Consider the following 25321-nt stretch of genomic DNA (forward strand, 5'->3'; position numbering starts at 1 on the left):
AAGCCGTCGTGGTAAAACACAGATTTCTCCATAGGTAGTAAGGGGAATAGCCCCGCCTCGTGGAGAGACGGGGCTGTGCGATCAGGGCCGGGGCTGGTCTGCCTCTACGCGGCGCCGAGCTTCTTCATCAGGGCCGTCGCTTGCTCGGTGGCCGCGATGGTGGCTGCCACGAACTGCACGTTCTCGAAGTGGTCGAGAGCGTCGGCGCGCTGCTTGAACGCCAGCGCCATCCAGTCGTCGGCGGCGAGGGTGTTGCCGACGTGGATGAGTACGTTCGGCCCGAGTCCCCAAGTGATCGAGTTAACGGCCGCGCATGCGGCGGCGATCGGGTCGAGTTCGCTCAGCCCCCACCCGAAGTTGGCCGGGTTGTGGCCGAGGTCGCGCAGCACGACCGCCGCGGCGCGCAGCATGCCGCCCGTGCCGGCGGCGGGCTCGCCGATCCACATGCCCGCCCGCAGGTCGTCGCCGTTGCCGAGAACGAAGCGGGCCATCACCTCGCACACTGGGCCCGGCGTGAAGTACTGGGCGAGCCCGCTCATGGCTCCCTTGCTGCGTAGCAGAGTCAGCACCAGGCCGAGCGCGTCGTCGTCGGTGCGCATCTCCGGCGCGCGATAGCCGGTGATGGCCAGCAGGCCGCCCTTGAGCGCGGCGTGCGCGACCGCCTGGACGGCCTTGACGATGTACCGCTCCGGCGTGCGCTCCTCGTACAGCCACCAGTGCAGGGGCCGTGCGACCGTCCCGATGAGGTACGGCGCCTGGACCCACATGCAGCTCCAGAGGTCCCGCAGCACGTTCAGCAGCTCATCGGCGTCGAGCGCGAGGAACTGCGCCGCCACGTCCTGGCCGTTGCGGTCCCACTGGGAGAACATCGACAGGGCCGCCACCACGCCGACAGGGATGGCGATGTCGCCGCCGCCGTGGTGCGAATGCCAGGCGTCCGCGACTCGTTCAGCGATCCGGAGCGGGGACGAGCGGAGCGCCGGGGCCGGCCGGACTGGCGCTGGGTTCTTCTTCGTGGTGGCCAGTGCGGCCGTCGCGAGTGCGGCCGGGGGCGCTGCCTTGGGCGGCTCAGGCAGCTCGATCGTGGTTTCCCTGGTCGGCGCCGGGAGGGTCGGCGCGGTGGTCTCCTCGGACCCGGCGAGGTCGAACAGGTCGAGCTGGACCTGCCTTGCCTTCGGGCGACGGCGCTTACTCACCTTCGCCGCCATCGCCCTTGCCGCCGTCGAGGTCGGCCGGGTAGAACCCGACGTCGTCCTTCAGCACCTGGTCGAGCAGTTCGAGGACCTCGTCCCGAGTTGGTGCCGGGCCGCGCACGGGCTCGTAGACGGGGCAGGAGTCAGGGCAGCGCAGCCCTACATGGGTGCCGCAGTGGTCGCACGGCCGGTTCTTCGGCGTGGTGCCCCTCACGTCGAAAACGCGCTCGCTCGTGAAACCGGTCCAAGTGCCCGCGTCGGCTTCCTTCGTCTCGCCGGTTTCCTTGTCCTCGAACTCCTCGACCCGCTTGCCGCCGCGGCGGCGGGCGACGATCCGCATCGGCTCGGCCGTAGGCAGAACCGCGCGATCCTCCTTCGCCCAGAAGAACGCGCTCTTGACGCGGGTCGCGGTGGGGTCCTGTCCAAGCAGCGCCAGCGCGTTGCGCAACGTCCGGTGCGCCTGGACTCGGGCCGCGTACTCACGGAACGCGTCGATCAGATCCGGCCGCTCCGACAGCGCACGGGCGGCCTTGATGACGGCGTCGTTGGCGATGGCCTTGTCGCGGTCCTTGCGCTCCTGCCACGCCTGCTTGTCGCCGGGGCTCCATCCGGAGCGGGGGCGCCTGCGGCGGCCTCTGGTGGTGGTCATCGATGGCCTTTCTTCAAATGACAGCGGTACCGCTGTCGCATTGCGCAGACAGCGGCATCGCATGGTTGTTGTGGTGGTGGGGGTGGGGGCTAGCTGGGGTTGGAGGTCGGCAGGCCCAGCGCTTCATTGACCTCGCCGAGGATGACGGTGATGCCGAGCTTGCTCGCCCGGTCGAGGGCGTCCTGTCCGGTCGCAGCCCACTCGCGGACCTGCCACCGGCCGCCGCTCTGGTTGACGAGCGCGTACTTGCCGTAGCGCGGGTCGGAGTCGTCGCCGCCCGACAGGATCGGCCCAGCCGGCCGGTACCGCTTGGTGCCGTCTGGGAGGGTCACGTGGGTGAACGCGTGCGGCTGGCAGCGGGTGCAGCCCAGCGTGTCCGTGGCGATGCTGGTGGCCTCTTTGTACGTGGACACCGCCGCGCGCCGCTCGGTGGCCTGGTCGAGCACCGGGCAGCCCTCGATGTGCAGGAGGTCGCGGGACACGATGCTGCTGGGGGCTATCACGTAGCTGTGGATGCCGTCTGGATCCTGGTACGGGGCGCTGTTGAGTAGCTCGACCGAGAACTTCAGCGGCTTGAGGGGATTGCGGGTCATGCGAGGGCCTCCCTGAGGCGTAGCGCGGACGTGGCGTACGGGGTGCCGGACTCGCCATCGGCGTAGAGGACGTGCAGCTTGACGGGGCAGGCCCGGTTGGTGAGCGCGGTCGGGGTGTCGACGTAGATGTCGGTGACGGTCCCGTACCGGGGGCCGACCATCACCCGGTCGCCGAGGCGGAACATGGTCATCTGGTCGCGGTGGCCACGCACGTGCGTGGTGATCGCGCGCCGGTCAAGGTGCTGCCACTCGGCCGAGCCGGGCTTGCGGATGGCGGCCTTCGCCGGCGCGGACCCGTCGAACAGGACGCGGATGCTCCAGTCGTCGCGGGTCAGCATGAGCGCCCGGCCCTCGTGGCTGAGCTGCCAGTGCGCCATGCAGGCGCGGGCCTCTAACGTTTGCGGGTTCATACCTGCTCCTTTCGGGGTTGGATGATGGTCATCTGGTCGGATCGGGCGTGCAGCCCCACCAGGTCCTCCGGGTGGACGGCCAGCTCGACCAGGTCGGGGACGGCACGCCACCGGCTGCTCTCGACGTACCGGGCGATCCGCAACTCCTCGTTCTCCGGGTGCTCCTCGCCGAGCTCCACGAACTGCCACACCATGACCTGGCCCGTGGTGGCGTAGCGGATGTGCACTTCGGCGCCGGGTTCGAGGTCGCACCACAGGGTGTCGTCGTCGGGCATGCCCTTGTCGTCGCGGTAGCGCTGGGGATCGCGGCGGCCATAGAAGTCGTTCCACATGGCTTCGACCTCGGCATTGGCCAGCGCGAACAGGCGCGGCAGCGCGGCCGCCTGCGCGGTGCGTTCGGCCTGGTCCTCGGCGCGGCGTGCGTCGGTGATCGCTTGTTTGGCCTTGCCGTATGACCGCTCGGCGCGCTGGCGGGCCTCGGCGGTGCCGTGGAAGCCGTTGTGCTCGCGGTCGCGCCGCTGAGCCTCGTCGAGTGCACTCTCGGCGTCTTCGAGCTTGCGCTGCGGGTGGCGCACGCCGCGCGCCAGTAATAGGAAGGCGTCGAGCGTGGCGTCGCCGGTGGCGACGAGCTGGTCACGCATTCGTGATCTCCCATCCATTCGGGGTTACCTGGTTGATGAGGGCGCGAATAGCGTGGGCGCCCTCGGCCTTGCGGGTCTGGTGCGGCCGGTCTTCGGGATGCCACGTAATCGAGACGCGCAGCGCCCGCCCCTTCCGCTCCGACACGTACAGCACGCCGAACCACCGGGCGCCGGGCTTGTCCAAGACGAGCTCCCACACCGCCCGGTGCGGGGCGTCGGGCACCTTGACGGTGAACCTGTTCTGCTCCAGGCGTGTGATGATCTGGCGGGCTACCTGGTTGGGCTGGAACTCGGTCACAACTTCTCCTCGTCGGTGCCCCACAAGCTCGCGCAGGTGGGCCAGTGCAGCTCGCCGCGCTTGGCGCCGCAGTCGTAGCAGTCGCCCACGACGCGCAGCGGGTCCGGGCCGGCCGCCGCGCTGTCGTCGGCGTCGTCCTCGGTCGCCAGGGCGGCGTGTTCCTCCAGGTCGTACGGCGGATCGCGGTCGGTCATGTCGTGCTCCTTTCGAGCAGGTCGGGAGGGAATCCGGGGATCAACGCGCCGTCCTCGGCGCACACGGGATACCGGCGTCCGTCGATGATCACGGTGGTAGCCGCATGTCCGGCTTTGCAGCCAACGGCCCGGCAGGGCCCGCGCTCGTCCATCCGCAACCGGTCCCACGCGATCCCCTCGGCTGATCCGGTCATAGGCCCGGGTCGGCATCGGAGAACACTTCGTAGTCGTCGCCGTCGAACTCGTCGTCGCGCAGAAAGCACCACCAGTGGCACGGCTGGCCAGGGCGGGCGCCGCAGTGTCGGCACGGGGCCTCGATGTCGAGCAAGGTCACAGGGCTCCGGCCTCCTCCAGCCGCGCGTAAGAGGCGGCGCGGTCGTCGCGGAACCACTCGAACGGCTCGACCTTCTTGCAGAAGCGGCACCGCTGGTGACCCTTCGGCAGCTCCGGCCGGTTGCGGTGGTCGTCGACCACGCCGTGCAGGCAGATGTCCATCTCGTCGCAGGCGGCGTACAAGGCATCACCCGCGGCGTCGAGTTCGGCCTGCTCCAGATCGGCGTCATGTCGTGCAGCCGCGATGGCTTCGGTCTCGGTGCCGAAGTCGTCATCGAACATGCTGATCTCGCTCTCTTCGGTGTGCAGTGGTGGGTGCGTTAGGGTGGAAGAACCCAACTCACCGGATCTTCTGGCGGTGGCTGGTTTCTCTTCCGCGTTGTGGTGGCGCGGGGGTTTCTTCGGTGGCCGGACCTGATGACAGGTCCGGCCACTGGCATTTACGAGGGGGGAAACGTGAGGCTGCGGGCGTCCACGACCACCTGGCCACAGCCGCCGCACAGGTAGTAGCCCTCCCAGGAGGGGTTCTCCTCGCCGTTGGTGTAGCGGCGGCCTGCCATGAGCTTCCCGGCGCGGTCGCAGGGGTGGAATCCGCCGTACTCAGGGATGTTGCCGCACCCGCAGTGGAACAGGCCGTCCGGCTTCACGAACACCTGGCCAGCAAGCGGGACCTCGCCGTAGAAGGCAAAGATCGGGATGACGACGGGCAACGCCATCAGAGCTGCCCGTCCATCTCCGCGACGGCCTGGTGGATGCCGCAGCCGGTTGCCAGGGCGTGCCCGATCGCCTCAAGGGCGAGGCTGCCCGTCACCGATTGCGTGTTCAGCAGCGCTACCAGCGCGGTCCGTACCCGGTTCTCGGCGGGGCGAATGTGGTCGCCGCACTCGACGCGCAGCTTCCTGATCACCCTCAGCCCGTCGAGTAGGTGGTCGGCGAGCACCATCGGGGCGGGCTTCTCGGTCTGTACGTCGGGCTCGCCGAACTCGTTGATGACGTACTGGATGACCTTCATTTGGTCGTCGCCAGTCAGGTCGTCGAACGATGCCGTCTGCCACGGGTACGGCGTGGCGCCGGTCGTGCGCTCGTACTCGCTGGACAGGTCGAGGTAGTAGAAGCCTGCCGTGTCGAACACGTTGGCCGTCTCCCGCTCGAACTGCGGCGGGGCCGCGGCCGGGCCGGTCGTCATGCGGGCGATGGTGTGGAGCATGTGGGTGGTGGTGCCGCCCGCGTCGCGGCACTCCTCCACAGCCTTGAGCAGTTTGGCGCGGGTACGGGTGATCGTCTGCATGATGATGTCCTTTCGTTGGGCTTGTTGAGGTCAGCGGGCGTTGATGGATATGGCGAAGGCGCTGATCCGCTCGACCCACACGCCAGGCGGGAGCGGGACCTCGGGGTATTCGCAACCGTTCTCGTCTTCGCCGCCGTGCGGGAAGGTGTAGGTCCACCCATCGAAAGGCCAGGTGATGACCCACTGGTGGTTGTCGTCGTCCCACTCGGGTCGAAGTTCGGGGCCGTGTTCCGGCGGCGCGTCCGGGGTGATGCCGAACTGCCTGCAGATCGCGTGGCGGACCTGCTCGGCCATCCAGCGAGTGACGACGGGCACCTGGAGGGTGCGCATCGTCTCCCGCAGCGTGGCGCTCGGGTCGCCCACGACGGTGGTGACCACTTCCTCAGCCTGGGCCTGCCCCCAGCCTTGGGTCCGCAGCAGCTCAAGGAGCGCCGCGCGGAGGTGGCCGAACACACCAGGTTCGCGCGCGATTACCTGGTTGGTGCACTGATCGGCGGCGCGGAGGAGCTGGACGAGCTGCTCGCCGATCTCGGGCGGGGTGGCGACGGTCGCCGTGGTGGTGGTCATCGGGGGCTGCCTCTCTGCGTGAACAGGAACGCCCCGCCCGGGTCGGGCGAGGCGTGTTGTGCTTTCGGAACCGCTGTCGCTTGTTGTTACGCAATGAAGGTTCTGGCGAGGTGGCCGTCACTTTCAGGCAGTTGCTTGGTGGCCAGTTCGACGAGGGCGCCGAGTAGTTGCGTGGCGTCCTTGCTGGTGAGCTGGTCGAAGGTGAGACCGTCGTAGAAGTTGCTGTAGTTGTCCGCGAAGTGCGCCGCGACGTAGTTGGTGGCGAAGTTGCGCCACTCCCAGAGCGTTTCGTGGAGCACCGCGTCCCATCGCAGGTGGTGGATGGTGGCGCCGTGGAGGTGCGCGGCGACGCTGTAGGCGATGGCGTTCATCGCGTGGTCGACGCTACCGCCCTTCGCGGACAAGGCCCAGGAGGCGATGTCGGCGGGGAGGGGGATGGCATCGGAGGGGATCGGATCGAATGTGGTGGCGGGGGCGTTCATGTGCCGTGTCCTTTCGATGTTTCCGCTGGTGAGGAGCTATGTGATCTTGATATTCGGTTGGATCTCGATCTTATCAGGATCACCGAACGTATGTATACCTAAAGGGGACAATGCATCTGAGTCAGGAAACCGCACCTCAGATGCCTTGTAATCGCTCCACGCGGATCTAGGACGTGTCCGGTACCACTGCGACCGGACCGGACCTGATCGCGCATCTCCGTGGACAACGACAGGTCTAGCGTGCATTTCTGCGACGTTGGCCAGTCCGACGCAACGCGGCAGCGAAGCTCGGACTCGTCGCCACCAACAGCGCCCGCGCGCGCGCGGCCGGCCCGTCCTGGCCACCCGCGTCCACGCGCTGCGCCAGACGCCGCTCCTGCTCCTCGGCGCGGCGGCGCCTCAGCTCCTCCACCTCCCGCGCGATTGCGGCCACGCGCTGCGACCGAGACGACAGAACTTGGCCATCCCCGCTCACCCAGGCCGCGAGGCGGTTCCGAACCCAGCCGGGGATGTGCCGTAGCTCGTCCGCACTGGACCACGTGTAGGTCCAGACGCTGTCGTCCGGGCGGACGTCGAGCGCGTGGAGCACGTCCGCGGGCGTCCAGCCGGCGAGCAGGAAGGCGCGCAGCAGCCACCGCAGGTACCAGGCCGTCATCCGGCGCAGCACGCTGGATTCCTGCCGGAGACGTTCGCAGGCAGCGAGTCGATCACGTTTGGTCCTCGGCGATTGGTGCAGTCCCCAGGTCGGCGAGATGCGTGGGTTGCCGCGAGCGCGGCGAGGGGCCTCGCGCGTGCGCGTGGGATCTTCCTTGTCTCTCCTAGGGAGAGACAAGGAGGGGGGTTCACTTACGCATCTTTCCTCGTCAGATGGGGTGCCGGGGGTCGAAACACGCGCGATGTCGCGAGGGATGCAGATCACCCAGAGGGCCGCGCGATTGCCCAGGCCGTCATCGTCCAGGCCCGCGCTCGTACCCTTGCGGAAGCGGACGGTGGAGCCCTGCTCGACCACGCCCAACCAGCCGTGCTCGCGCAGCCACCTGATCCAGCGCTTGACGGTCGCCTTGGACAGGCCGGTCTCCTCAACGATCTTGGCGATAGTCGGCCGGGAGCACATCGTCTTCCAGTCAGCCGCCCAGGCGACTATCTGGGCGACGCGCAAGAGGTTGCCGTACCCGTCGTAGCGGAGGTCCAGGACTCCGGGATCCTCCCGCAGGGCGCGGAGGAACGCCTTCTGCGACGACGCGCGCCGCATGCCGCGCGGTACCGCCGCGGCGATCAGCGCTCTGGGCGGCGACCGTGTGAAGTCAGGCGCGTCTGAAATGCGAGCGGCGCGCTTTCGCGCGCCGCCGAGGGGTGCCTGATCTGTCGGGTCCGCCTTGAAGGCGGTCATGCGGCGTCCGGCAGGCCGTCACAGCCCATCAGTTGCGGTACCGCTGGCGCTTTTGGACGTGTCACGTGCCACGCACGTTCCACCCTTACCGTTCCGGGAAGAATGCGCAGGTAAATGCTTGATCGTGAAGGGGTCTCCGGAGCCGGGTGCGTAGGTTCGAATCCTACAGGGGGCACTCATCAGATCTGCGTAGCGGGCACTCTTCGCCTTTCGGGGCAAAGGGGGCCCGTTTTCGTCTTGTTGAGGGCGGTTCGCCCGACTTGCTTCACCGCGATGCGTCGGGAGGCGATCGGTCGCTGATGCGCCAGGCGGTCTCGACCCGACCGACACGGTGCAGGTTACGGGCCTGCCGGAAGGTGACAGCTCACTTACCACTTTTCTGCTCACCGTCATCAGATGGCCGATCGTGTCACTGTCCAGCGTGACCCTGATGGTGGCGAGGTTGGTGCGGGCGTCGTAGCGGATCTCCAGCTTGAAGACCTCGAACAGTTCACGCTGGAGTTCCTCCGGGGCGTGCGCCAAGTTGCCGGTCAGGATGGGCAGGCGGTCGATCAGATCTTCCGCGTGGTCGGGTTCAGGCGGGTTGGCGTCGAGTTCGGCGAGCCGGTCGGACCTGGCGCGGTGGTCGGACTGCAACTCGATGAAGCGGACGTTCAGCTTCTGTGCCAGGACCGGATTGAGGTCGGTCTCCTCGAACTGCCGGGTCAGTCGGTCTATGCGCAGGCCCAACTCGGTCAGAGTCCGACTCACCGCCCCCCGGGTCGCCTTCCAGTCCGTCAGTGCCCGTTGGTCGGTCTTGGGCAGTTCGACTGCCAGTAGTTCACGGCGGTGCGGTCCGAACACGCGACGCGCGAACAGGTCGTGAACGGCCGTGAGGAGATGGTCCTCACGGACTCGAATGCCAGTGCGGTGGCCTTCCGGAACCGCTCGGTTCTTGCGGTTCTGACCCGGCTGGCAGGACATGTAGACGGTCTTGGCGGCATGACGCAGATCGCATTTGCCGTACATGCGGGTGCCACAGATCTCGCATACAACGAACGACCTCAGCACATAGGTCCGCTTGGTCTGGGGATGCTTGTTCACCGTTGAGCCGACGCGCGAACGGGCACGCTGCCGGCCGACGCCTTGGGCGGCGTCGTACATCTCGCAGGTGACGAGCGGTTCGTGCGTGGGGTAGTCGGACCAGACCCAGGCGCTGGGCGGGTTGTTTGTGCCCCGACCTTTGCCCTTGCGGCTGGTGGTGGCCTTGCGGTTCCACACCATGTAGCCGGTGTACTTGGGGTTCTTCAGGATTTCGACGATGGCAGAGCGCCCCCATCCGGGCGTGCCGCGGTAATTGGGATTGAGCGACTGCCCTGGGGGATAGCGGTCCAGGTCGGCGTTGAGCCGATCGACGATGTCGCCGTACCCGAGGTGCTCGGTGACCCGCCAGGTGTAGATCTGAGTGACGATCGGTCCTTTGATGGGATCGGGGATCAGGCGCGTCTTGTGCTTGCCTTCGGCGGCTTTGGCGGGCACCGGGTGGGGCACCTTGTCGGCGCGCTTGCCGTTCAAGGTGATGGGCTCGTCGGCGGCGAACAGGGCGACTCCGGCCTGCTCCAGATCGTGCAATGCCGCAATGTTCTACGACCCATCCTCGTAAGATGTCTCATGTACGAGGAGGGCGCCATTGCGATTCGGGGGACGATGGGCAGGTCAATCCGCGTTACCGGGCTGGCTGCCGGGCGTTGGCTCCTGTTCGTCATGCTCGTACTTGGCGTCTGTGGGATGCACACGCTCGGGCACGTGGCCATGGGCGAGATGTCCGGCGACCGCGCCATGGAGTCGCACCAAGCGGCTGCAGCGCTGCCGTCCTACGCCAGTCGGGTGTTGAACGATGAGATGCCCGGGCTCGACCCGACGTCTGTCTGCCTTGCCGTACTGACGTCGCTTCTGACAATCGCGCTGATCGCGAGCGCCGCTCTGGCGCGGTGGACACCGGAGGCCGAGTCCAGCAGGCCCTCCTGGGTGGCCCGGACGGCTAGGCCGCCTCCCTCGCCGACCTCGATACGGCTGGCTCACCTATCGGTGCTGCGCATATAGGCCCGGCTGCTTGGCAGCTCAGGACCCGTACGCAGACCAGCAGAGAGATGGCCAAATATGACCACGAACCGGGTATTCAGCATCGGCATCGCCGCAGGCGCCCTGGCGCTGCTAACGGCGTGCGGCGGGGGCAGCGAGCACGACATGTCCACCATGTCCAGCAGCGCTCCGGCCGCTAGCCAAGCGAGCAGTGCTCCGACCGCGACCGAGTCGAGTAGTGCGGCGTTCAACGACGCCGACGTGATGTTCGCGCAGATGATGATCCCGCACCATCAGCAGGCGGTCGAGATGGCCGAGATGGCGGAGACGCGCGCGAGCGACAAGGAGGTCAAGGAGCTGGCTGCGAAGATCAAGGCGGCGCAGGATCCGGAAATCCAGACCATGCAGGGCTGGCTGAAGACCTGGGGCAAGCCCGCGCCCTCCGGCGGCATGGGTCACAACATGCCCGGGATCATGTCCGAGGCGGACATGAAGAAGCTGGAGGCGGCCAAGGGCGCCGCGTTCGACAAGCAGTTCGTCCAGCTGATGACCGCTCACCATAACGGGGCGATTGAGATGGCCCGCACCGAGCAGTCCCAGGGCTCCAACCCTGAGGCCAAGGCTCTGGCCAAGACCATCGAGACCGCCCAGCAGACGGAAGTCGAGCAGATGCAGGGCCTGCTCAAGCGACTCTGACCAACAGCGGCACCCGGGCTGCGGCCCGGGTGCCCATGGTTCAGCGAGGCCATACCCTTTCGCGGCCGGCTCCGTACCGCTGGGGGCGCCACAGCCGCCGCCGAGGCGCATAAGGGGCTGTTCGTGACCACGCTTGACCTGGGGCTCCTCCGGCGTGGAAGAGGCCGGATACGAGTTGGTGAACGTCTAGGGGCTGCGAAACGTCAAAAGGGTATGGCCGCCATACTGCGGATCAGCCTCCTATGCGCCATCGTGGGCGCGGCCCTGGCGGTCGCGCCGGCAGCTGCTCTCGCCGACTGCACAGGGACCCCTCCGCCTTCTCCGCACGTGTTCATCGGCGTGGTGCTGTCGGTGGAGCGAGAGGGGCGCGTCGCGCACGTACGCACGGACGACGGTCAGGACGTCCAAGTGGTCGGTACGCCGTCGGAGAGCGGTATTACTACGGCTGATCGGACGTATAAGACCGGTGCGCGGTACGAGTTCCATCCGCTCAACGCGAGCAGTCCGTTCCAGGACAACGCCTGTACTCGTACCAGGTCGATCGCCATCGAGCAGGGCGGGACCTCCCCGTACCTGTTGGTCTTCCTAGGTGTCGCGCTGGTGGGCGGAGTGCTGGTTCTCTATCGATGGCTGCGCCGCGCTCCTATAGCTGATAGTTGACCTATCAGCTCGACACGACGATTGCCGCAGGTTGACGGGATGCGGTAATGCGGAATCGCCATGCCCTCTTGTCCGGCTTTGACCAGCCTGTTACGTTTCGTTCGCCTCAGATCTGACATGCGTAACAAACGCTGGCACGTGCCTTCCGCACTTTCACCCCCCCGTGTCGAAGGAGGTGCAGCCTTGCGACCCATCAGGGCAGCACTCGCAATGGCCGCAACGATCGGACTCGTCCTGGTCTCCACAACGCCACCCGCGTTCGCGCACCAGTGGGGCAGCTGGCACTGGAACCGCTACGGCGCCACCGTCACCATCCAGATCCAGGACACCGCGACCAACTTCAGCCAGGCCGAGGCGTCCATCAACGACTGGGACAGCCACACCCTCCTGTCCCTGCCCCGTGTGGGCTCCCACACCGACATCAGTGTCTTCGACGGCAACTATGGCAACACCGGCTGGGGCGGCCTCGCCGAGATCATCAACTACACCTCCGGCAGCCACATCACCCACGGTCATGCCCGGCTGAACTACTACTACAGCTACACCTCGGCCGAGAAGACCGGCATCTTCTGCCAGGAGGTCGGCCACCTGTTCGGGCTGGACCACTCCAACGACGGCTGCATGGGGATGGGCTACTACAACAACCTCACTAACACCGTCCAGCACAACTGGAACGACATCTCGGCCATGTACCGCACCTCGCACCACACGGCGGCGGTCGAGGGCACCGAGACGATCGGCGGCCCGCCGCAGTACGCGGCCATCTGGCGCAGCCAGCCCAGGTCACTGAGCCAGGCGGTACGGATGGGCAGCGCCGTGGTGCGGGCGACTGTGACCGAGGTGCGTCAGGCAGACGACCTGGTCGTCGGAGCCCAGGCCGAGCCGGGCGGAGTAGACCGGGTGCCCACCCAGGCGATCACCCTGCGGACCGATGAGACCCTCAAGGGGTCCGCGGACGCGACGGTCACGCTGTTCAGGACCGGTGACGACGCCTCCGGCATCGCCGACGACCCGGCCTACCAGATTGGCCAGCAGTATGTACTGATCCTGGACGGCAAGCGGACCGACGGCCGGCAGGTCGTACTTTCACCCGAAGGCCGGTACCTGCTGGACGGCGGCGTGGTCCGCACCTTCAGCACGGTTCCGGGTGTGGCGCGTCTGAACGGCACGCAGCAGGACGCGTTCCTCGCCCAGGTCCGTCGGCACGCATAACGGCAATACAGGTCAGCGGGGTGGGTGGGGCTCACCCCGCTGATGTCCGTCTCGAACCGGTAGGGGTGAGCACCTTGCGGATAGGCGAGCTGAGCAACAAGAGCGGCTTGTCAATCGCTACGATCAAGTTCTACCGGCGCGAGGGCCTGCTTCCTCCTGGGCGTCCGCTGCGCTGCAACCAGGTCGAATACGACGACGGCCACCTCTATCGCCTACGGCTGATCCGGGCTCTGGTAGAGATCGGCGACCTGTCACTGCCCACCATCCGCACACTAATCGACGCGACGGAGGACCCGTCGCAGCCGGTACGGCAACACCCGCCCGCGGGTTCGCGGCGCACCCCGATTCGGCCCGCCAAGTGGGGCCAGACCAGGGAACAGCTGATCAACCTGCTCCTCGCGGGCGGATGGCGGGTGCAGCTCGAGGCGGAAGCGCTCGACACGGTGGCGGACGTGCTCGTGGCCTTCGAAGAGCTCGGCCACGACCTCCAGCCCGCCCTGCTGGCCGGATACGCACGGCTCGCCAGGGAAACGGTCGCCATCGAAATGCGCCTGGTCAGAACGTCGCGTCGAACTCCGCCGCTGACGCAGGCCGCCGTCTTCTACGAAAAGCTCTTCGACGCGCTGCGACGGCTCGCCCGAGCGGACTGCCACGTCGGCAGGAGGCAGGCAAAGGCCACCGGGTAGGCAGATCTCAGGTGACGCCCGCTATCAACGCCGTGACCACCTGGCGCAGCGTTCACGCAGGTCGGGGGCATACAGGCCACGGGTGAGCAGGAGCTGGTGCGCCGCGCCGACCAGCGCGAGCGCGAGCGAGGCGGTGTCGGCGTCCGCCGCGACCCTGCCCTTGTGCCCATGAGCAGTGAAATCACCACCCAGTAGTGCTGGAACAGTCCCCATCTGGTGCCCCATGACCGCAGCAGTCCGGTGGCCAGCGAGGCGATGCTCACGGGAACGAGGACGTACCAGCCGATCACGTCCAGCGTGAGGTACGCGGCCCGCACCATAGTGATGTCCTGGCTGCTCATGGCGGCGATGGACAGAGCCAGGGAGGCGGCGACCGCGCCGATCCAGCCCACCGAGCAGGTGATGTGCGCGGTCAGGGCGAGTTTGCGCAGCCTGGGCTTCATGATCACGAGAGCGCGGCTCCATTATGTCTATGTCAAGTCATAGTGTCGCTACGGTGTACAGCATGAAGCCTCTCGTGGCGACGCGCTCGAAGAGCGATCCAACGACGGTCCGCGGTCGTCGCGGATCAGGTCTGCTGGTATCCGAGGAGGGTCATCATCCCGGACTCGGCGTGGTAGACGTTGTGGCAGTGGATCATCCAGATGCCCGGGTTGTCGGCGTTGAAGTCCACGTCGAGCTTGTCGTTGGGCATCACGATGGCGGTGTCCTTGCGGATGCCGGTGGGCAGGGCGAAGGTGTGTCCGTGCAGGTGCATCGGGTGCCACATGGTGGTGCGGTTGACGAAGGAGAGGCGGACCCGTTCTCCTGATCGGATGGGCGTGATGGTCCTCGGGTCGTACTTCTTGCCGTTGATCGCCCAGCTGTAGTCCATCATGCTGCCGGTGAGCTCCAGCCTGATGGTCCGATCCGGCTGCTTCTGTGGGAGTCGTACGGCGTCCTGGGGTTGGAGCTTGGCGTAGTCGATGACGTCGCTGTCCAGCTCTTTGGGGCGCAGCGTGGGGTTTGGCGCGGAGGCTTGCGTGCTGGTTCGGATCAGGCCCCGGGTCAGCGCGTCCTTGCCCTCTGCCAGGGCGACCAGGGGGAAGACGCCGTCTTTGAGGGTGACCAGGACGTCGTAGCGTTCGCCCATGCCGATGAGCAGCGCGTCGGTGTCGGCGGGTTGTACGGCGAAGCCGTCGGTGTGGGTGACGGTCAGCCGGTGGCCGGCGAGAGCGACGCGGAAGGCGGTGTCGCCGCCCGCGTTGATGATCCGGATGCGTAGCCGGGTGCCCGGCTTGGCGCGGAAGGTCGCCGGATCTGCCGGGATGTGGCCATTGAGCAGGAAGTGCGGGTAGCGCACGTCGCCCGCGTCGCCGCCCAGCAGCGGACTTGTCGCCCCCATGAGCATGTGGTTGCCCATGCCCGATGATGGGCTGGGCGTCATGTTCATGCTGCCGTGGTCCATTCCGGGCATCGAGGACGCCGACGAGCTCGGTTGCATCATGCCGCTCATACCGCGCGAGAGCTCGGCCAGTACCTCGTCCGGGTTGCCGGTGACACCGTCGAGCCAGTCGTCGAGTACCACGACCCATTCCTCGTCGTAGTCCAGCGGCTCGCGCGGGTCCTCCACGATCAGCGGCGCGTACAGGCCGCGGTCCAGCTGGCTGCTCGGCTTCAGCCCGCCGGAGGGCAACGGCCACCAGGCGGAGTGGACCCGCGACGACAAGTTCATCGTCGGCACCGATGAGGACTTCTCGCCCAACCGCACCGCCTTCGCGATCACCAGCGGGCCGAACACGGGCACCTACGGCGCGGGCGAGTTCGACTGGACCGTCCCGATCGGCCAGAACTTCCAGGGCGGCACGACCGTCTGGGGCGGCAGCGGGTGTGAGGAGGACGTGAACGGCAACGGCGTCAGCGACCGGGCCGAGGTGCCCACCAAGGCGTCCACCAGCGCCGACGTCGTGGTGTTCACCCGTGGCGGTTGCTTCTTCTCCAAAAAGGTCGAGTCCGGGCAACTCGCCGGCTACGACAAGGTGATCGTCATTCAGAGCCATGTGGCCACGAGCGCGGGGCGGTTCAGCGAGTCGTACCTGTGCGGGTCCCAGGGCCATGAGTTCACGGTCACCGCGTCGGCGATCTGCCTGGGCCACCGGGCCGGGCACCTGCTGTTCGGCGACTCGCCGGAGTACACCTCCCAGCCGGAGGGCTCGGACATGCCCGCGCTCGGCACGATCGGCGCCGGGGTCAGGGCCTCGTCCACGTATGACGGGTGGGGGACCGTGCACCTGCTCGACGCGCGCACGCTCAAGGAGATCGACAACTACGCGATCAAGGAAGGGCTGGACCCTGCATTCGCCACCGGATCCGGCGACCTGACCGTGCATGAGGTGGCCACCGATCCGGGCCGCGACGACCTGGCGTACCTGTCCTACTATGCGGGCGGCGTACGTGTCATCAAGGTCGGCAATCACGGTATCCAGGAGGTCGGCCGTTATGTGGACGCCAATGGCAACAACTTCTGGGGCATCGAGGCTCAGAAGATCAAGGGCAAGACGTACTTCTTCGGCAGCGACCGGGACAGCGGCCTGTGGATTTTCCGGTACACCGGGCACTGAGCCGTATCCCGCGCTAACGTTCTATCGTTCATAGTAGATGTGGTGGCACGAGCCCTCGTGGCCTCGTGCCATCACGTCTGTCAAGGCTCTATCGAAGAGTGGTCCGGCGCGGGCCGCGAGGTCGCTCGGCACCTGCGACCTGGCCGCCCAGGACGGCCGGAGCGTCATCCTGGTCAGTCACGACGCACGACTGCGCGACATCGCCGACCGCATCCTGTTAGCGACCTCACCGCGTCTGCCAGAACACTGATTCGGGCTCGGAATCCCAACTGGCATCCGTGGCGCGGCGGTGCCTGGCGTTCAGCGGTTGAGGCTGGCCCGGTTGGTCGTGGGCAGGCCGGTCGTTATCGGACTGGTCCTGAACGGGTTGGTCCGTGGAGGTGGCCTGGCGAGCCTGGGTCAGGGCGGCCAGGGCGGTGGTGATGGGTACGGCGGAGATCAGCCCCAGGGTGCCCACGACGCTGCGGATGATCTCCTGGGTCACCATCGGGTTGGTCAGCGCCTGGCCGAGGGGTTGCTCGCCGATGCTGATCAACAACAGCAGGGGCAGCGAGGGGCCCGCGTAGGCGAGGATGATCGTGTTGATCACCGAGGCGATGTGGGCGCGTCCGATCCGCGCCGCGGCGCGGTACAAGCGGGCCGACGGTGGTCTGCACGTTTCCGGCCTCCAGGAAGTGCAGGAAGCCGGGTTCGGTCTCGGTGACGAAGTCGAGGTACGCGTCCGGCGCCATGGCCAGTCGCTCACGGGATGTGCCCTCGCCTTTCGTACGCCTGGCGCAGCCGTGCCTGGAGCAAGCCGGTGTAGGTGACGACGAGGTTGACGAACAGGTCGTCCTTGCCTTCGAAGTACAGGTAGAAGGTGCCTACCGACAGGCCGGCGCGACGCGCGAGGTCTTTGCGCATCTTGTCGGCAACCACCCGGTCCTGCTCAGCGCGAACACGGCTCCCGCGCAGGCCGATCCGAGCCCGACCAGCATCCACCATGGCAGCGTCGGCAACCCGAGCAACCAACCGGCATCCAGGGCGGCGCCGGTCGCGAGGTTCCCAGCCGCGATGCCTAGCCCGGACAGGGTGTTGTAGAAGCCGTAGTAGGTGCCGAGCTCCCCGCCGGTGGCGCGGCGTACCTCGATCGGCAGGCTCAGGTAGACCTGGAAGTTGAGCACATAAGAGCCGATCATCGCCAGCGAGAACAGCAGGAAGGGCCGGTTGGCCAGCACGCTCCGCCAGTCGCGCAGCATGCCGCCCGGCGCGCCCGCTCGGCCACCGCGGCGCGCGGGCAACGCGCGAGCCTGGGCAACGGCCAGGACGGCGAACAGCCCCGCCGCGACCAGGCAGGTGATCCGGAAGGCTGCGGCCTGCAGCAGCAGGCCGATGAGCGGGCCGATGAGGATCCCGCACTGGTAGAACACGTTGAAGACGGCGAACGCCTCGACCTTGCGCTCGCCCGCTTCCCGCGCCAGGTAGACGCGGGCGGCAGGATTGAACAGCGCGCCTGCCAACCCGGTCAGCACGGAGGCGACGATCAGCGCTGGTACGGCCTGGACCAGCCCGAGCAGCGCGAACCCCACCGTCCGCAGCAGCAGCCCGGCCAGGATCATCGGCTTGTAGCCGATCCGATCGGCCAGGCTGCCGCCGAGCAGGAAAATGCCCTGCTGACTGAGGTTTCGCACGCCGAGGATCAATCCGGCCAGCCATACGGCCAGCCCCAGGTCGCTGGTCAGGTAGGTGGCCAGGTAGGGCATGAGCATGTAGAAGCCGATGTTGATGGTGAGCTGGTTGACCAGTAGCAGCTGGATCGGCCGGTTGAACGAGCGCACCTGCGCCACCGTGGCCGTCACGGGGCCACGACCGTCGTGCACCGGGTCCAGCGCGTCACCTCGGCGTCCGCTGGGTGGCCGATGTGGTCGGGTTCGGTTTCGGGCTCGCAGTCGAGCAGGCCGTGCTCGGCGCAGTAGACGTCGTTGAATATCGTGTCGAAGTATCGTTGTGGCCCGTCGGGGAAGATCGCCGCGATGCGGGTACCAGCGGGTTGCGTTCTGGCCAGCCAAGAGGCGACCAGCGCGACCGCGCCAACGCTCCATCCACCGGAGGCGTAGTGCCCCGCGGCCAGCTGGCGGCAGGCCCACACCGCCTCGGCCGGTGCCACCCAGTGGACCTCGCTGAAGCTGTCGTAGGCGACGTTGCCGGGGTGGATGCTGCTGCCCAGGCCGCGCATCAGCCGAGGGCGGGCAGGCTGGCCGAAGATGGTCGACCCGATCGTGTCCACGCCCACGAGACGTACCTCTGGGCAGAGTCGCTTGAGCGTGCGGTACACGCCCGCGCTGTGTCCACCGGTGCCGACGCTGCAGACCAGGATGTCGACGCCACCCACCTGCTCGGCCAGTTCACGGGCCAGCGAATCGTAGGCACTGATGTTGTCGGGGTTGTTGTACTGGTCCGGGCAGTACGCGCCCGGATACTCCAGCTTCAGCTCACGCACCCGCTGGCGCCTGGCCTCCTGCCAGCCGCCGACAGGATGCGGCCGAGTCACGGTTTCCACCTGCGTGCCGTACGCGCTGAGCAGATGGTGCATCATCGGCTCCATCCCCGGATCGCTGACCAGGATGACCGGATGCCGGTAGACGATCCCGGCCAGCGCCAGCCCCAGGCCAAGCGTGCCGCTGGTGGATTCGATGATCGGCTCACCCGGCCGCAGCTGCCCCCGGCACCGCGCCTGACCGATCATGTACAGTCCAGGTCGGTCCTTGATCCCCCCGGGATTGTGACCCTCCAGCTTGGCCCAGAAGCGGTGCGAACCGCCGCCCCACAGCTCCGGGATCCGCAGGACAGGCGTACCGCCGACAAGTCCCGCGAGAGAGGTACGCCGGGTGGCCGCCCGTATTCGGGCAGGCTGACGCCAATAGATGGTGTTCATGATGTAAGTCCTCGCCCCTGATGGCTACACATGGATGTACGGCAGGCGCGGCCAGACAAGGCACACGCCAGGGACGACTACACCCGAGAAACGCACACCACAGACAGCAGGGAAGTGCCCGCACGCGAATCAGCTCGTGACAGACCGGCAGACAGAACTGAACGCGAGAGTCCAGCCACCACGCCTGCGACAGGCACGGTCACCCGGCAACGCTCGGCACCAGCAGGTGTGAACTCCGACGGCGGTTGGACGGAGAGACACTCGCACGACGTCAAGTGCCGATCGCCGCCCGTGCCGGGGTCCGGCAGCTCGTTCGCCTGCGCGGTGGAGTGAGCGTGACGTGAAGATGACAGCGGGCTGCCGTGAGCATGGTGCCCTAGACCGCACATCAGGAGATGGAGGACGGCGATGATCGCGAGCCCGCCAAGCCATAGCCGCGCACGCACGCGAGGCGTGAGATTGGATGCGCGGCCGCCGACGATCACAGACGCAACGCTACATCGCTAACTGTAAATCACCTGTAGACGTTGAGTAATCAAAGGCAGAGTCTGTAACCTGCCGTCACGCGATCGACGGCGACGTGGCAAATGACCTAAGAGGCGCCGTATCTTGGGCTCACGTTCGGTCGAGATGAGTATCTACTACACAAGATCGTACATACTGTGGCCTGCCGTCAATCCGTAGGCGCTGCCAAGCCGAGACTCAGGGTGCCGAGAGGCCTCGCGATGCGCGGCCCATCAGGGTGATGGCGGTCCGGCGCGGTAGCAGATGGCTGATCAGCGGCGCGCAGGCACGCATCAGTGCACCCGGGACGATACGTGGTCCTCGCCCAAGTGCCCGCAGGGCGGCGGCGGCCACGACGTCGGGCGTGACCGTGCCGGGGGCCGGCTTGGCCATGGCCTCGCGCAGGTTCGGTGTCGCGACCGCCCCGGCGACGCAGGTGAGGACATCGACACCGCTGCCGTGAAGCTCCGACCACAGCCCCTCGGCCAGCACGGCGCCGAACGCCTTGGTCGCCGCGTACGCCGCAATGCCGGGCGAGCCCTGATTGCCGGCCAGTGAGGACATCACCACGAGCCCGCCACGGTGCCGGGCCGCCATCGCCGGCAGGTAGTGCCGCGCCAGCAGGAGGGGAGTGCGGCAATTCAGGTCCAGCATCGCGGTCAGCGCGGCCTGATCGAGGTCCAGAAACGAACCGACCGGCGCGTATGCCGCGTTGCACACCACCAGTCCGACCTCGCGGTCCTCCGTGGCCGCGAACACCTCAGCCAGCCCGTCCGCGGTGGACAGGTCGGCGCTGACGGTAATCGTCTGGACGCCCAGCTGCGTGGACAACTCGCTCAGCGGCTCCGGACGCCGGGCGACCAGCACCAGGTTGAGCCCCCGCTCGGCCAGCGCGCCCGCGAACGCGGCGCCGATGCCCTCGGAGGCGCCGGCGATCACCGCCCACTTCCCGTACTTCTGCGCGAACCTCATGCCATGACCGCCGATCTTGAGGACAAATGCGTGGAGACAGTAGCAACCGCCCCGTGAACAGACTTTGCCGGGTCGCTTCCGCGATGATCGCGTCCTCATAGATCTGGTGGTACGCCTCAATCACATCGCTGCCTGGAAGGTGCTGTGCAGCGCGAGCGAGGGATGGGCGACTCATCGGGCCGGGAGAGGTTCGGCGTCTGCGGCTTCGACCTTGCCTGGGACGGGCAGGCGCAGGCGTTTGAGTGCCAGGGCGTTGACGGCGACGATGACGCTGGAGCCGGACATCGACAGCGCCGCGATCTCGGGGCGCAGCACCAGGCCGAAGGCGGGTTCGAAGACGCCCGCGGCGATGGGCAGGGCGATGGCGTTGTAGCCGATCGCCCAGCCGAGGTTCTGACGCATCTTGCGCAGGGTGCCGCGGCCGATGCGCAGTACGGTGGGCACGTCCAGCGGGTCGGAGCGCATGAGCACCACGTCGGCGGTCTCGATCGCCACATCAGTGCCTGCGCCGATGGCGATGCCCAGGTCGGCCTGGGCCAGGGCGGGCGCATCGTTGACGCCGTCGCCGACCATGGCGACTTTTCGTCCGCCCGCCTGCAGTTCGCCCACCTTGGCGGCCTTGTCGCCGGGCAGCACTTCGGCGATCACGGTGTCGATGCCCAGTCGTTCGGCGATCCGCTGGGCGGTGGCGGCGTTGTCGCCGGTGAGCATGACGACCTCGACGCCGAGTTCGTGCAGGGCGGCCACCGCCGCCGCGGAGGTCTCGCGGGGCGCGTCGGCGATGCCGATCACCGCGGCCACCGTGCCGTCGACGGCCACCATGACCGCCGTCCGGCCGCCGGCGGCCACCTCCTCACGGCGCGGACCGAGTTCGCTCAACTCGATTCCCTCGCGCTCCAGCAGGCGCCGGTTGCCCACGACCACGGTGTGTCCGGTCACTTCGGCGATCGCACCATGCCCCGGCACGTTCTCGAACCGGTCGGCGCGCACGATGCCCAGGCCACGCGCGTCGACATGGTGGACGATCGCCTCGGCCAGGGGATGCTCGGATTCGCGTTCCACGGCGGCCACCAACCGCAGCAGTTCGTCTTCCGTCCAGCCGTCGGTGATCACATCGGTGACCTCGGGTTCGCCCTTGGTCAGGGTGCCGGTTTTGTCCATGACCACGACCTGGATACGTGCGGAGGTCTCCAGCGCCATGGCGTTCTTGAACAGTACGCCGCGCTTGGCGCCCAACCCGGTGCCTACCATGATGGCCGTAGGGGTGGCCAGGCCGAGCGCGTCCGGGCAGGTGACGACCACCACCGTGATGGCGAACAGGATCGCGGCGCTGAACGGCCGACCGGCGGCCAGCAACCAGACGGCGAAGGTGAGTCCACCGCCGATCAAAGCGACGAACACCAGCCAGAACGCGGCCCTGTCGGCCAGACGCTGCCCGGGGGCCTTGGAGTTCTGGGCCTGCTGGACGAGCTTGACGATCTGGGCCAGCGCGGTGTCGGCGCCGACGTTGGTGGCCCGCACCCGCAGCGTGCCGTTGCGGTTGATGGTCGCTCCGACGACGGCCGAGTCCGGCCGCTTGTGCACCGGGAGGCTCTCGCCGGTGACCATGGATTCGTCCACCTCGCTCTCGCCCTCCTCGACGACGCCGTCGACGGGGACCTTGGCCCCCGGGCGGATCAGCAGCAGATCCCCGACGGCCACTTCGGCGGTGGGCACCTCCACCGGCTGTCCGTCGCGGATAACGACCGCCTTGGGCGGGGCCAAGTCGAGCAGGGTACGGATGGCGTCGCTGGCGCCGCCCCGGGCGCGCATCTCGAACCAGTGCCCCAGCAGCACGAACGAGGCCAGCACGGTGGCCGCCTTGTAGAACACCTCCCCACCGCCGGTGAGGGTCACCACCACCGAGTACAGCCAGCCTGCGCCCACTGCGACGGCGACCAGCACCATCATGTCCAGGGTGCGCGCCCGCAGTGCCCGCACTGCCCCGTCGAAGAAGATCCAGCACGAATAGAAGATCACCGGCAGGCTGAGCAGCAACGCCCAGACGTCTATGCGCAGCCCGAACGGCACCGCCAGGTTCAAGCCCAGCACGTCTCGGCCGATCGGCGACCACGCCACGATCGGAACCGACAGCAGCGCCGCCACCAGGAACCGGTTACGCATGTCGGCCACCATCGCGGCCATCGACATGCCGGCGTGCCCGCCATGTCCCATCATCTCGTGCGGAGAGGATGGCTCCCGGCCGTCGCCGTGTTCTGCCTGATGCTCTACGTGTGCGGGCGCTGCGTGGCTCCCCGGTATGTTTTGACGAGGCTGGCCGGGTTCGGCCATCGGGTCGCAGATGTGAGACGGCACCGCCTGCCCGGCGCAGTGGTAACCGCACTCGATCACCCACTTCCGGAGGTCGGCCAGCGACGTCCGGGACGGGTCGAACACCACCGTCGCCGTCTGGCCGACCGGATTCACCTCGACGTCGAGCACGCCTGGCCGGCGGCCGAGCCGGGCGGCCACGGCGTTCTGCTCCGACGCCCACTGGAGGCCGCTCACGTCCAGGATCGCGGTGCGGGAGCCCTTGTGATGATCGTGGTGGGCATGCATGGGACCTGTCACGGGCCTGCCTCCTTCACACCGGAGGGTGCCCGGCAGGCACTCTCCTATCACGTATCGTAGATTCACTCTTCCTGGCTCCGGACTGAGGCTCACGCCCAGTCATGGCGCTCGCCGACTCCACGCCGCGGATCGCACCGACCACCCCAAGAGCCCTTAAGTGCAGGTGAGGCGGGGTTCGGGGGCGTACACGGTGTGAAACTGCTGCTTGCGTACGGTCTTGCCGTTCTCTTTGAAGATGCGCCACACGTCGATGGTGAAGCCCTCGGCGCCGCCCATCGGGATGCACTCGGGGCCGGAGTCGGTGATCGTGGTGATGGGTTTGACCTGGTAGCGGGATGAGCTTTGCGACTCGATGTCGTAGCGCTTGGTGCTCCAGAACTGGACGGTGATCGAGGTGCCCGTGTACGAGGTTTTGATCAGCACGCCGTACGGGGAGTCGTTGCGCCAGCGGAAATCGGGCTGGGGGAAGGAGACCGTGGACTCACGTCCGGCCGGGTATCGGGAGATGTAGTACTGGTGCGGAGTGTGCTGCACGTCTTGGAAGCCGCCGAAGAACACCGCGTTGAACATGGTGGTGGCGAACTGCGAGACGCCGCCGCCGACGTCGTTGACGAACCGGTTGTTAAGGATCATGGGTGCCTCGACGAAGCCGCGTGCCTTGTCCCGCTTGCCGACCAGGCCGTTGAGCGAGAACGTCTCGCCGGGCTTGACCACGTATCCATCGACGATGTCGGCGATGCGGTGGATGTTGGTCACGCGTGGCGCGCAGCAGGGATGGCGGGTGGTGAAGGAGCTGACCTTCTCCTTGATGCCGAGCTTCTTGGCCGCCTCGGTGATCACCCGAGGTTGTGTCAGGGCGACGGGCACGTCCACACGTCGGCCGCCCGCCGCCAGAGTGGCGGAGATCGCCGTGCCAAGGGCGTGGACGTCGATACCGCGTCCAACGCGGGCGTGGATGAGCTGCGGCTTGCCGTTCGAGATCTTGAACGAGGCGTCCCTGGGGCGTTGAGCGGCCTCGAACAGGGACTTGTCCAGGTCGGTCCTGATCCGGGAGGCGTTGTAGGAGGGGCGCAGCTTGCCCTGGCCATCAGAGACGAAGCGCATCCCGGCGGCCAGTTGAACCCTGGATACGGTGGCCCGCTTGCCGCCGTTGACCAGGGTCAGCGGAGCCTGCATTTCGGCGGCGGGGGTTATGGGGGGCAGCGCACGTACTTGCAGGTCGACTGACTGGCGTTTGCTGGTGAAGGCCGCGCGTATGGCTCTCCCTGCGGCTTCACGGTCGAGAGCGCGTCCGGCTTTGGGCCGTACGACCTGAGGTTCGAGCCCGCGGTACCGTACGGTGCCCTCGCGGGGCGTGGCATCGATGCTCTTGGCCAGGTCGGCGAGCTTGGTGGTGAGGCGCTGCTCGTCCACGGTGACCGTTGGCTGGAGTTGACGGCTGCCGAAGAGTGATCGGAGGATGCCCGCCGGCGTGGTCGCGCCGTCGAGGGCGGCCCGTACGGTTGCTTCTGCATCGAAGGCCAGGCCCAGGTCGGTGGGAGTCACCCGTCTGGTCTTGCCGACCGCGACAAGCGCGAGCGGAAGCGCGGTCCGTTTGCCGAACTCCCGCTCCAAGCGGGAGCGGGCTTCGGCCGGAGACAGACCGCCGATGTCGACGTTGTCGACACGTGTGCCCGGCGGAACCTCTCCGGCAAGCGCGATGGCGGGCAGGGCGTAAGCCAGCACTGGAACGGCGATGACGGCGGTCACGACGACGGCCAACCGGGCCCGCCGACTCCGCAGGGCACGCCGGGAGCCGCTCCGAGACACCGGCGGGCTTGGCTGGGTGCTCGTCGAGCGGTTCATGGCGTCGCGGGACGGTAGGCAGACATCCCTAGCCGTGGATCGCGCATGGGAAGAGTGTAGCCATCTCTACTAACGTTCATAGTAGGTAGGGCAAATCTTGAGGGCGCGCATCCGGCGGCGGAGCGCCTCGCCGAGCATGAACACCGAGGCGATCGCCAGTACAGGCTGCACCGGAGCGAAGTAGGTGAGTGCGCCGCTCGTCCCGAGAGCGGTGACGACGAGCTTGTTGCATATGGGGCAGCCGACGGCGAAGGCAGAGAGCAACCCTCCGCTCAGCGTCTTCTTCTGCTGGCTCGGCGGGGGCTGAACCGGGGCGACATAGGTGGCGACGATCAGACCGCTCAGGATCGCGGTGAGCAGCCACACCGGGTAGTTCCACCACAACACCGGCGTCATGCGAGAAAAGTACGAGGTGGGAATGATCCCGGTGGGAACGCCGACGATCACTGCGGTGACGCACCCGGCCACGAATCCAACGAGCCACTGTCTCCTGGTCCAGATACGCATCGCGAGAGGTCCTTTC

The 25321-nt window shown here is 67.3% G+C and carries 32 protein-coding genes; 7 read left to right on the top strand and 25 right to left on the bottom strand.

The features are described 5' to 3' along the window. Window positions 1-104 precede the first annotated feature (104 nt). From AB0L53_RS46990 to AB0L53_RS47060, 15 genes are all read right to left on the bottom strand, one after another. A complete protein-coding gene (locus AB0L53_RS46990) occupies window positions 105-1196 on the bottom strand; it encodes an N-6 DNA methylase (RefSeq protein WP_364009577.1) in 1092 nt (363 codons plus the stop codon). Next, entirely contained in the window at window positions 1189-1842 is a 654-nt protein-coding gene (locus AB0L53_RS46995; RefSeq protein WP_364009580.1) for a hypothetical protein, read from the bottom strand. Before AB0L53_RS46995 ends, AB0L53_RS46990 begins: the two co-directional genes overlap by 8 nt. Window positions 1843-1931: 89 nt before the next feature. Continuing rightward, window positions 1932-2435: a hypothetical protein gene (locus AB0L53_RS47000; protein WP_364009583.1), complete on the bottom strand. Its 504-nt coding sequence runs from the start codon at window positions 2433-2435 to the stop codon at window positions 1932-1934. Beyond that, window positions 2432-2845: a hypothetical protein gene (locus tag AB0L53_RS47005; RefSeq protein WP_364009586.1), complete on the bottom strand. Its 414-nt coding sequence runs from the start codon at window positions 2843-2845 to the stop codon at window positions 2432-2434. The genes AB0L53_RS47000 and AB0L53_RS47005 overlap by 4 nt, the downstream gene beginning before the upstream one ends. Beyond that, the gene (locus AB0L53_RS47010; RefSeq protein ID WP_364009589.1) at window positions 2842-3486 is read right to left on the bottom strand and encodes a hypothetical protein; all 645 of its coding nucleotides are present in this window, start codon (window positions 3484-3486) and stop codon (window positions 2842-2844) included. The genes AB0L53_RS47005 and AB0L53_RS47010 overlap by 4 nt, the downstream gene beginning before the upstream one ends. Next, the gene (locus AB0L53_RS47015) at window positions 3479-3784 is read right to left on the bottom strand and encodes a hypothetical protein (protein ID WP_364009592.1); all 306 of its coding nucleotides are present in this window, start codon (window positions 3782-3784) and stop codon (window positions 3479-3481) included. The genes AB0L53_RS47010 and AB0L53_RS47015 overlap by 8 nt, the downstream gene beginning before the upstream one ends. Continuing rightward, on the bottom strand, window positions 3781-3978 hold the full coding sequence (locus AB0L53_RS47020) for a hypothetical protein (RefSeq protein WP_364009595.1): 198 nt from the start codon (window positions 3976-3978) through the stop codon (window positions 3781-3783). The genes AB0L53_RS47015 and AB0L53_RS47020 overlap by 4 nt, the downstream gene beginning before the upstream one ends. 190 nt (window positions 3979-4168) lie before the next feature. Then, entirely contained in the window at window positions 4169-4312 is a 144-nt protein-coding gene (locus tag AB0L53_RS47025; protein ID WP_364009598.1) for a hypothetical protein, read from the bottom strand. Beyond that, on the bottom strand, window positions 4309-4593 hold the full coding sequence (locus AB0L53_RS47030) for a hypothetical protein (RefSeq protein ID WP_364009601.1): 285 nt from the start codon (window positions 4591-4593) through the stop codon (window positions 4309-4311). Before AB0L53_RS47030 ends, AB0L53_RS47025 begins: the two co-directional genes overlap by 4 nt. 158 nt (window positions 4594-4751) lie before the next feature. Further along, window positions 4752-5027, bottom strand: coding sequence for a hypothetical protein (locus AB0L53_RS47035; RefSeq protein WP_364009604.1), 276 nt, complete (start codon window positions 5025-5027; stop codon window positions 4752-4754). Continuing rightward, window positions 5027-5599 carry a hypothetical protein gene (locus AB0L53_RS47040; RefSeq protein ID WP_364009607.1) on the bottom strand — a complete coding sequence of 191 codons (573 nt, stop codon included), beginning with the start codon at window positions 5597-5599 and terminating at the stop codon, window positions 5027-5029. The genes AB0L53_RS47035 and AB0L53_RS47040 overlap by 1 nt, the downstream gene beginning before the upstream one ends. A gap of 30 nt (window positions 5600-5629) precedes the next feature. Then, window positions 5630-6166: a hypothetical protein gene (locus AB0L53_RS47045; protein WP_364009610.1), complete on the bottom strand. Its 537-nt coding sequence runs from the start codon at window positions 6164-6166 to the stop codon at window positions 5630-5632. Between the two features lie 86 nt (window positions 6167-6252). Further along, entirely contained in the window at window positions 6253-6648 is a 396-nt protein-coding gene (locus AB0L53_RS47050; RefSeq protein ID WP_364009613.1) for a hypothetical protein, read from the bottom strand. Window positions 6649-6883: 235 nt separating this feature from the next. Further along, entirely contained in the window at window positions 6884-8038 is a 1155-nt protein-coding gene (locus tag AB0L53_RS47055) for a helix-turn-helix domain-containing protein (RefSeq protein ID WP_364009616.1), read from the bottom strand. A gap of 18 nt (window positions 8039-8056) precedes the next feature. Then, entirely contained in the window at window positions 8057-9649 is a 1593-nt protein-coding gene (locus tag AB0L53_RS47060) for a recombinase family protein (protein ID WP_364009619.1), read from the bottom strand. A gap of 132 nt (window positions 9650-9781) precedes the next feature. Between AB0L53_RS47060 and AB0L53_RS47065 the strand changes: the two genes are divergently transcribed. The 5 genes from AB0L53_RS47065 to AB0L53_RS47085 all read left to right on the top strand — a co-directional run bounded on the left by AB0L53_RS47065 (window position 9782) and on the right by AB0L53_RS47085 (window position 13353). Beyond that, the gene (locus tag AB0L53_RS47065; protein ID WP_364009903.1) at window positions 9782-10120 is read left to right on the top strand and encodes a DUF6153 family protein; all 339 of its coding nucleotides are present in this window, start codon (window positions 9782-9784) and stop codon (window positions 10118-10120) included. Between the two features lie 57 nt (window positions 10121-10177). After that, window positions 10178-10795, top strand: a complete 618-nt coding sequence (locus AB0L53_RS47070) for a DUF305 domain-containing protein (protein ID WP_357941560.1) — start codon at window positions 10178-10180, stop codon at window positions 10793-10795. Window positions 10796-11008: 213 nt separating this feature from the next. After that, a complete protein-coding gene (locus AB0L53_RS47075; protein ID WP_358206910.1) occupies window positions 11009-11455 on the top strand; it encodes a hypothetical protein in 447 nt (148 codons plus the stop codon). 210 nt (window positions 11456-11665) lie between these two features. Then, a complete protein-coding gene (locus AB0L53_RS47080; RefSeq protein WP_357941564.1) occupies window positions 11666-12667 on the top strand; it encodes a hypothetical protein in 1002 nt (333 codons plus the stop codon). 65 nt (window positions 12668-12732) lie between these two features. Continuing rightward, complete coding sequence (locus AB0L53_RS47085) at window positions 12733-13353, top strand: MerR family transcriptional regulator (protein WP_364009624.1); 621 nt, start codon at window positions 12733-12735, stop codon at window positions 13351-13353. Between the two features lie 24 nt (window positions 13354-13377). Here the strand turns inward: AB0L53_RS47085 and AB0L53_RS47090 are convergent, their stop codons facing one another. Further along, the gene (locus tag AB0L53_RS47090; protein ID WP_364009627.1) at window positions 13378-13566 is read right to left on the bottom strand and encodes a hypothetical protein; all 189 of its coding nucleotides are present in this window, start codon (window positions 13564-13566) and stop codon (window positions 13378-13380) included. Window positions 13567-13569: 3 nt separating this feature from the next. Between AB0L53_RS47090 and AB0L53_RS47095 the strand changes: the two genes are divergently transcribed. After that, complete coding sequence (locus AB0L53_RS47095; RefSeq protein WP_364009630.1) at window positions 13570-13839, top strand: hypothetical protein; 270 nt, start codon at window positions 13570-13572, stop codon at window positions 13837-13839. An 82-nt stretch (window positions 13840-13921) separates the two neighbouring features. On the opposite strand, the gene AB0L53_RS47100 is transcribed toward AB0L53_RS47095, so the two are convergent. Then, a complete protein-coding gene (locus AB0L53_RS47100) occupies window positions 13922-15133 on the bottom strand; it encodes a multicopper oxidase domain-containing protein (protein ID WP_364009633.1) in 1212 nt (403 codons plus the stop codon). 100 nt (window positions 15134-15233) lie between these two features. Between AB0L53_RS47100 and AB0L53_RS47105 the strand changes: the two genes are divergently transcribed. Beyond that, on the top strand, window positions 15234-15953 hold the full coding sequence (locus AB0L53_RS47105; protein WP_364009636.1) for a hypothetical protein: 720 nt from the start codon (window positions 15234-15236) through the stop codon (window positions 15951-15953). A 226-nt stretch (window positions 15954-16179) separates the two neighbouring features. On the opposite strand, the gene AB0L53_RS47110 is transcribed toward AB0L53_RS47105, so the two are convergent. The 8 genes from AB0L53_RS47110 to AB0L53_RS47145 all read right to left on the bottom strand — a co-directional run bounded on the left by AB0L53_RS47110 (window position 16180) and on the right by AB0L53_RS47145 (window position 25305). Next, window positions 16180-16587 (bottom strand): YibE/F family protein, encoded by a 408-nt coding sequence (locus AB0L53_RS47110; RefSeq protein ID WP_364009639.1) that lies wholly within the window; start codon window positions 16585-16587, stop codon window positions 16180-16182. 107 nt (window positions 16588-16694) lie between these two features. Continuing rightward, window positions 16695-16856: a helix-turn-helix domain-containing protein gene (locus tag AB0L53_RS47115; RefSeq protein ID WP_364009640.1), complete on the bottom strand. Its 162-nt coding sequence runs from the start codon at window positions 16854-16856 to the stop codon at window positions 16695-16697. Beyond that, a complete protein-coding gene (locus AB0L53_RS47120; protein ID WP_364009643.1) occupies window positions 16817-17791 on the bottom strand; it encodes an MFS transporter in 975 nt (324 codons plus the stop codon). Before AB0L53_RS47120 ends, AB0L53_RS47115 begins: the two co-directional genes overlap by 40 nt. Continuing rightward, window positions 17788-18867, bottom strand: coding sequence for a PLP-dependent cysteine synthase family protein (locus tag AB0L53_RS47125; RefSeq protein WP_364009646.1), 1080 nt, complete (start codon window positions 18865-18867; stop codon window positions 17788-17790). The genes AB0L53_RS47120 and AB0L53_RS47125 overlap by 4 nt, the downstream gene beginning before the upstream one ends. Before the next feature lie 702 nt (window positions 18868-19569). After that, window positions 19570-20343, bottom strand: a complete 774-nt coding sequence (locus tag AB0L53_RS47130; RefSeq protein WP_357941578.1) for an SDR family NAD(P)-dependent oxidoreductase — start codon at window positions 20341-20343, stop codon at window positions 19570-19572. 171 nt (window positions 20344-20514) lie between these two features. Continuing rightward, window positions 20515-22953: a heavy metal translocating P-type ATPase gene (locus tag AB0L53_RS47135; protein ID WP_364009649.1), complete on the bottom strand. Its 2439-nt coding sequence runs from the start codon at window positions 22951-22953 to the stop codon at window positions 20515-20517. Window positions 22954-23106: 153 nt separating this feature from the next. Continuing rightward, window positions 23107-24714, bottom strand: a complete 1608-nt coding sequence (locus tag AB0L53_RS47140; RefSeq protein ID WP_364009652.1) for a VanW family protein — start codon at window positions 24712-24714, stop codon at window positions 23107-23109. Window positions 24715-24867: 153 nt separating this feature from the next. After that, window positions 24868-25305: a hypothetical protein gene (locus AB0L53_RS47145; protein ID WP_358176946.1), complete on the bottom strand. Its 438-nt coding sequence runs from the start codon at window positions 25303-25305 to the stop codon at window positions 24868-24870. Window positions 25306-25321 lie beyond the last annotated feature (16 nt).

Source organism: Nonomuraea sp. NPDC052129 (genome assembly GCF_040680095.1).
Taxonomy (GTDB): domain Bacteria; phylum Actinomycetota; class Actinomycetes; order Streptosporangiales; family Streptosporangiaceae; genus Nonomuraea.

Coding starts and splice junctions, on each gene's coding strand:
- AB0L53_RS46995 (WP_364009580.1), bottom strand. CDS start 1,842: ATGACCACCACCAGAGGCCGCCGCAGGCGCCCCCGCTCCGGATGGAGC.
- AB0L53_RS47000 (WP_364009583.1), bottom strand. CDS start 2,435: ATGACCCGCAATCCCCTCAAGCCGCTGAAGTTCTCGGTCGAGCTACTC.
- AB0L53_RS47005 (WP_364009586.1), bottom strand. CDS start 2,845: ATGAACCCGCAAACGTTAGAGGCCCGCGCCTGCATGGCGCACTGGCAG.
- AB0L53_RS47010 (WP_364009589.1), bottom strand. CDS start 3,486: ATGCGTGACCAGCTCGTCGCCACCGGCGACGCCACGCTCGACGCCTTC.
- AB0L53_RS47020 (WP_364009595.1), bottom strand. CDS start 3,978: ATGACCGACCGCGATCCGCCGTACGACCTGGAGGAACACGCCGCCCTG.
- AB0L53_RS47030 (WP_364009601.1), bottom strand. CDS start 4,593: ATGTTCGATGACGACTTCGGCACCGAGACCGAAGCCATCGCGGCTGCA.
- AB0L53_RS47035 (WP_364009604.1), bottom strand. CDS start 5,027: ATGGCGTTGCCCGTCGTCATCCCGATCTTTGCCTTCTACGGCGAGGTC.
- AB0L53_RS47040 (WP_364009607.1), bottom strand. CDS start 5,599: ATGCAGACGATCACCCGTACCCGCGCCAAACTGCTCAAGGCTGTGGAG.
- AB0L53_RS47045 (WP_364009610.1), bottom strand. CDS start 6,166: ATGACCACCACCACGGCGACCGTCGCCACCCCGCCCGAGATCGGCGAG.
- AB0L53_RS47050 (WP_364009613.1), bottom strand. CDS start 6,648: ATGAACGCCCCCGCCACCACATTCGATCCGATCCCCTCCGATGCCATC.
- AB0L53_RS47055 (WP_364009616.1), bottom strand. CDS start 8,038: ATGACCGCCTTCAAGGCGGACCCGACAGATCAGGCACCCCTCGGCGGC.
- AB0L53_RS47065 (WP_364009903.1), top strand. CDS start 9,782: ATGCTCGTACTTGGCGTCTGTGGGATGCACACGCTCGGGCACGTGGCC.
- AB0L53_RS47070 (WP_357941560.1), top strand. CDS start 10,178: ATGACCACGAACCGGGTATTCAGCATCGGCATCGCCGCAGGCGCCCTG.
- AB0L53_RS47075 (WP_358206910.1), top strand. CDS start 11,009: ATGGCCGCCATACTGCGGATCAGCCTCCTATGCGCCATCGTGGGCGCG.
- AB0L53_RS47080 (WP_357941564.1), top strand. CDS start 11,666: ATGGCCGCAACGATCGGACTCGTCCTGGTCTCCACAACGCCACCCGCG.
- AB0L53_RS47090 (WP_364009627.1), bottom strand. CDS start 13,566: ATGGGGACTGTTCCAGCACTACTGGGTGGTGATTTCACTGCTCATGGG.
- AB0L53_RS47115 (WP_364009640.1), bottom strand. CDS start 16,856: ATGCGCAAAGACCTCGCGCGTCGCGCCGGCCTGTCGGTAGGCACCTTC.
- AB0L53_RS47125 (WP_364009646.1), bottom strand. CDS start 18,867: ATGAACACCATCTATTGGCGTCAGCCTGCCCGAATACGGGCGGCCACC.
- AB0L53_RS47130 (WP_357941578.1), bottom strand. CDS start 20,343: ATGAGGTTCGCGCAGAAGTACGGGAAGTGGGCGGTGATCGCCGGCGCC.
- AB0L53_RS47145 (WP_358176946.1), bottom strand. CDS start 25,305: ATGCGTATCTGGACCAGGAGACAGTGGCTCGTTGGATTCGTGGCCGGG.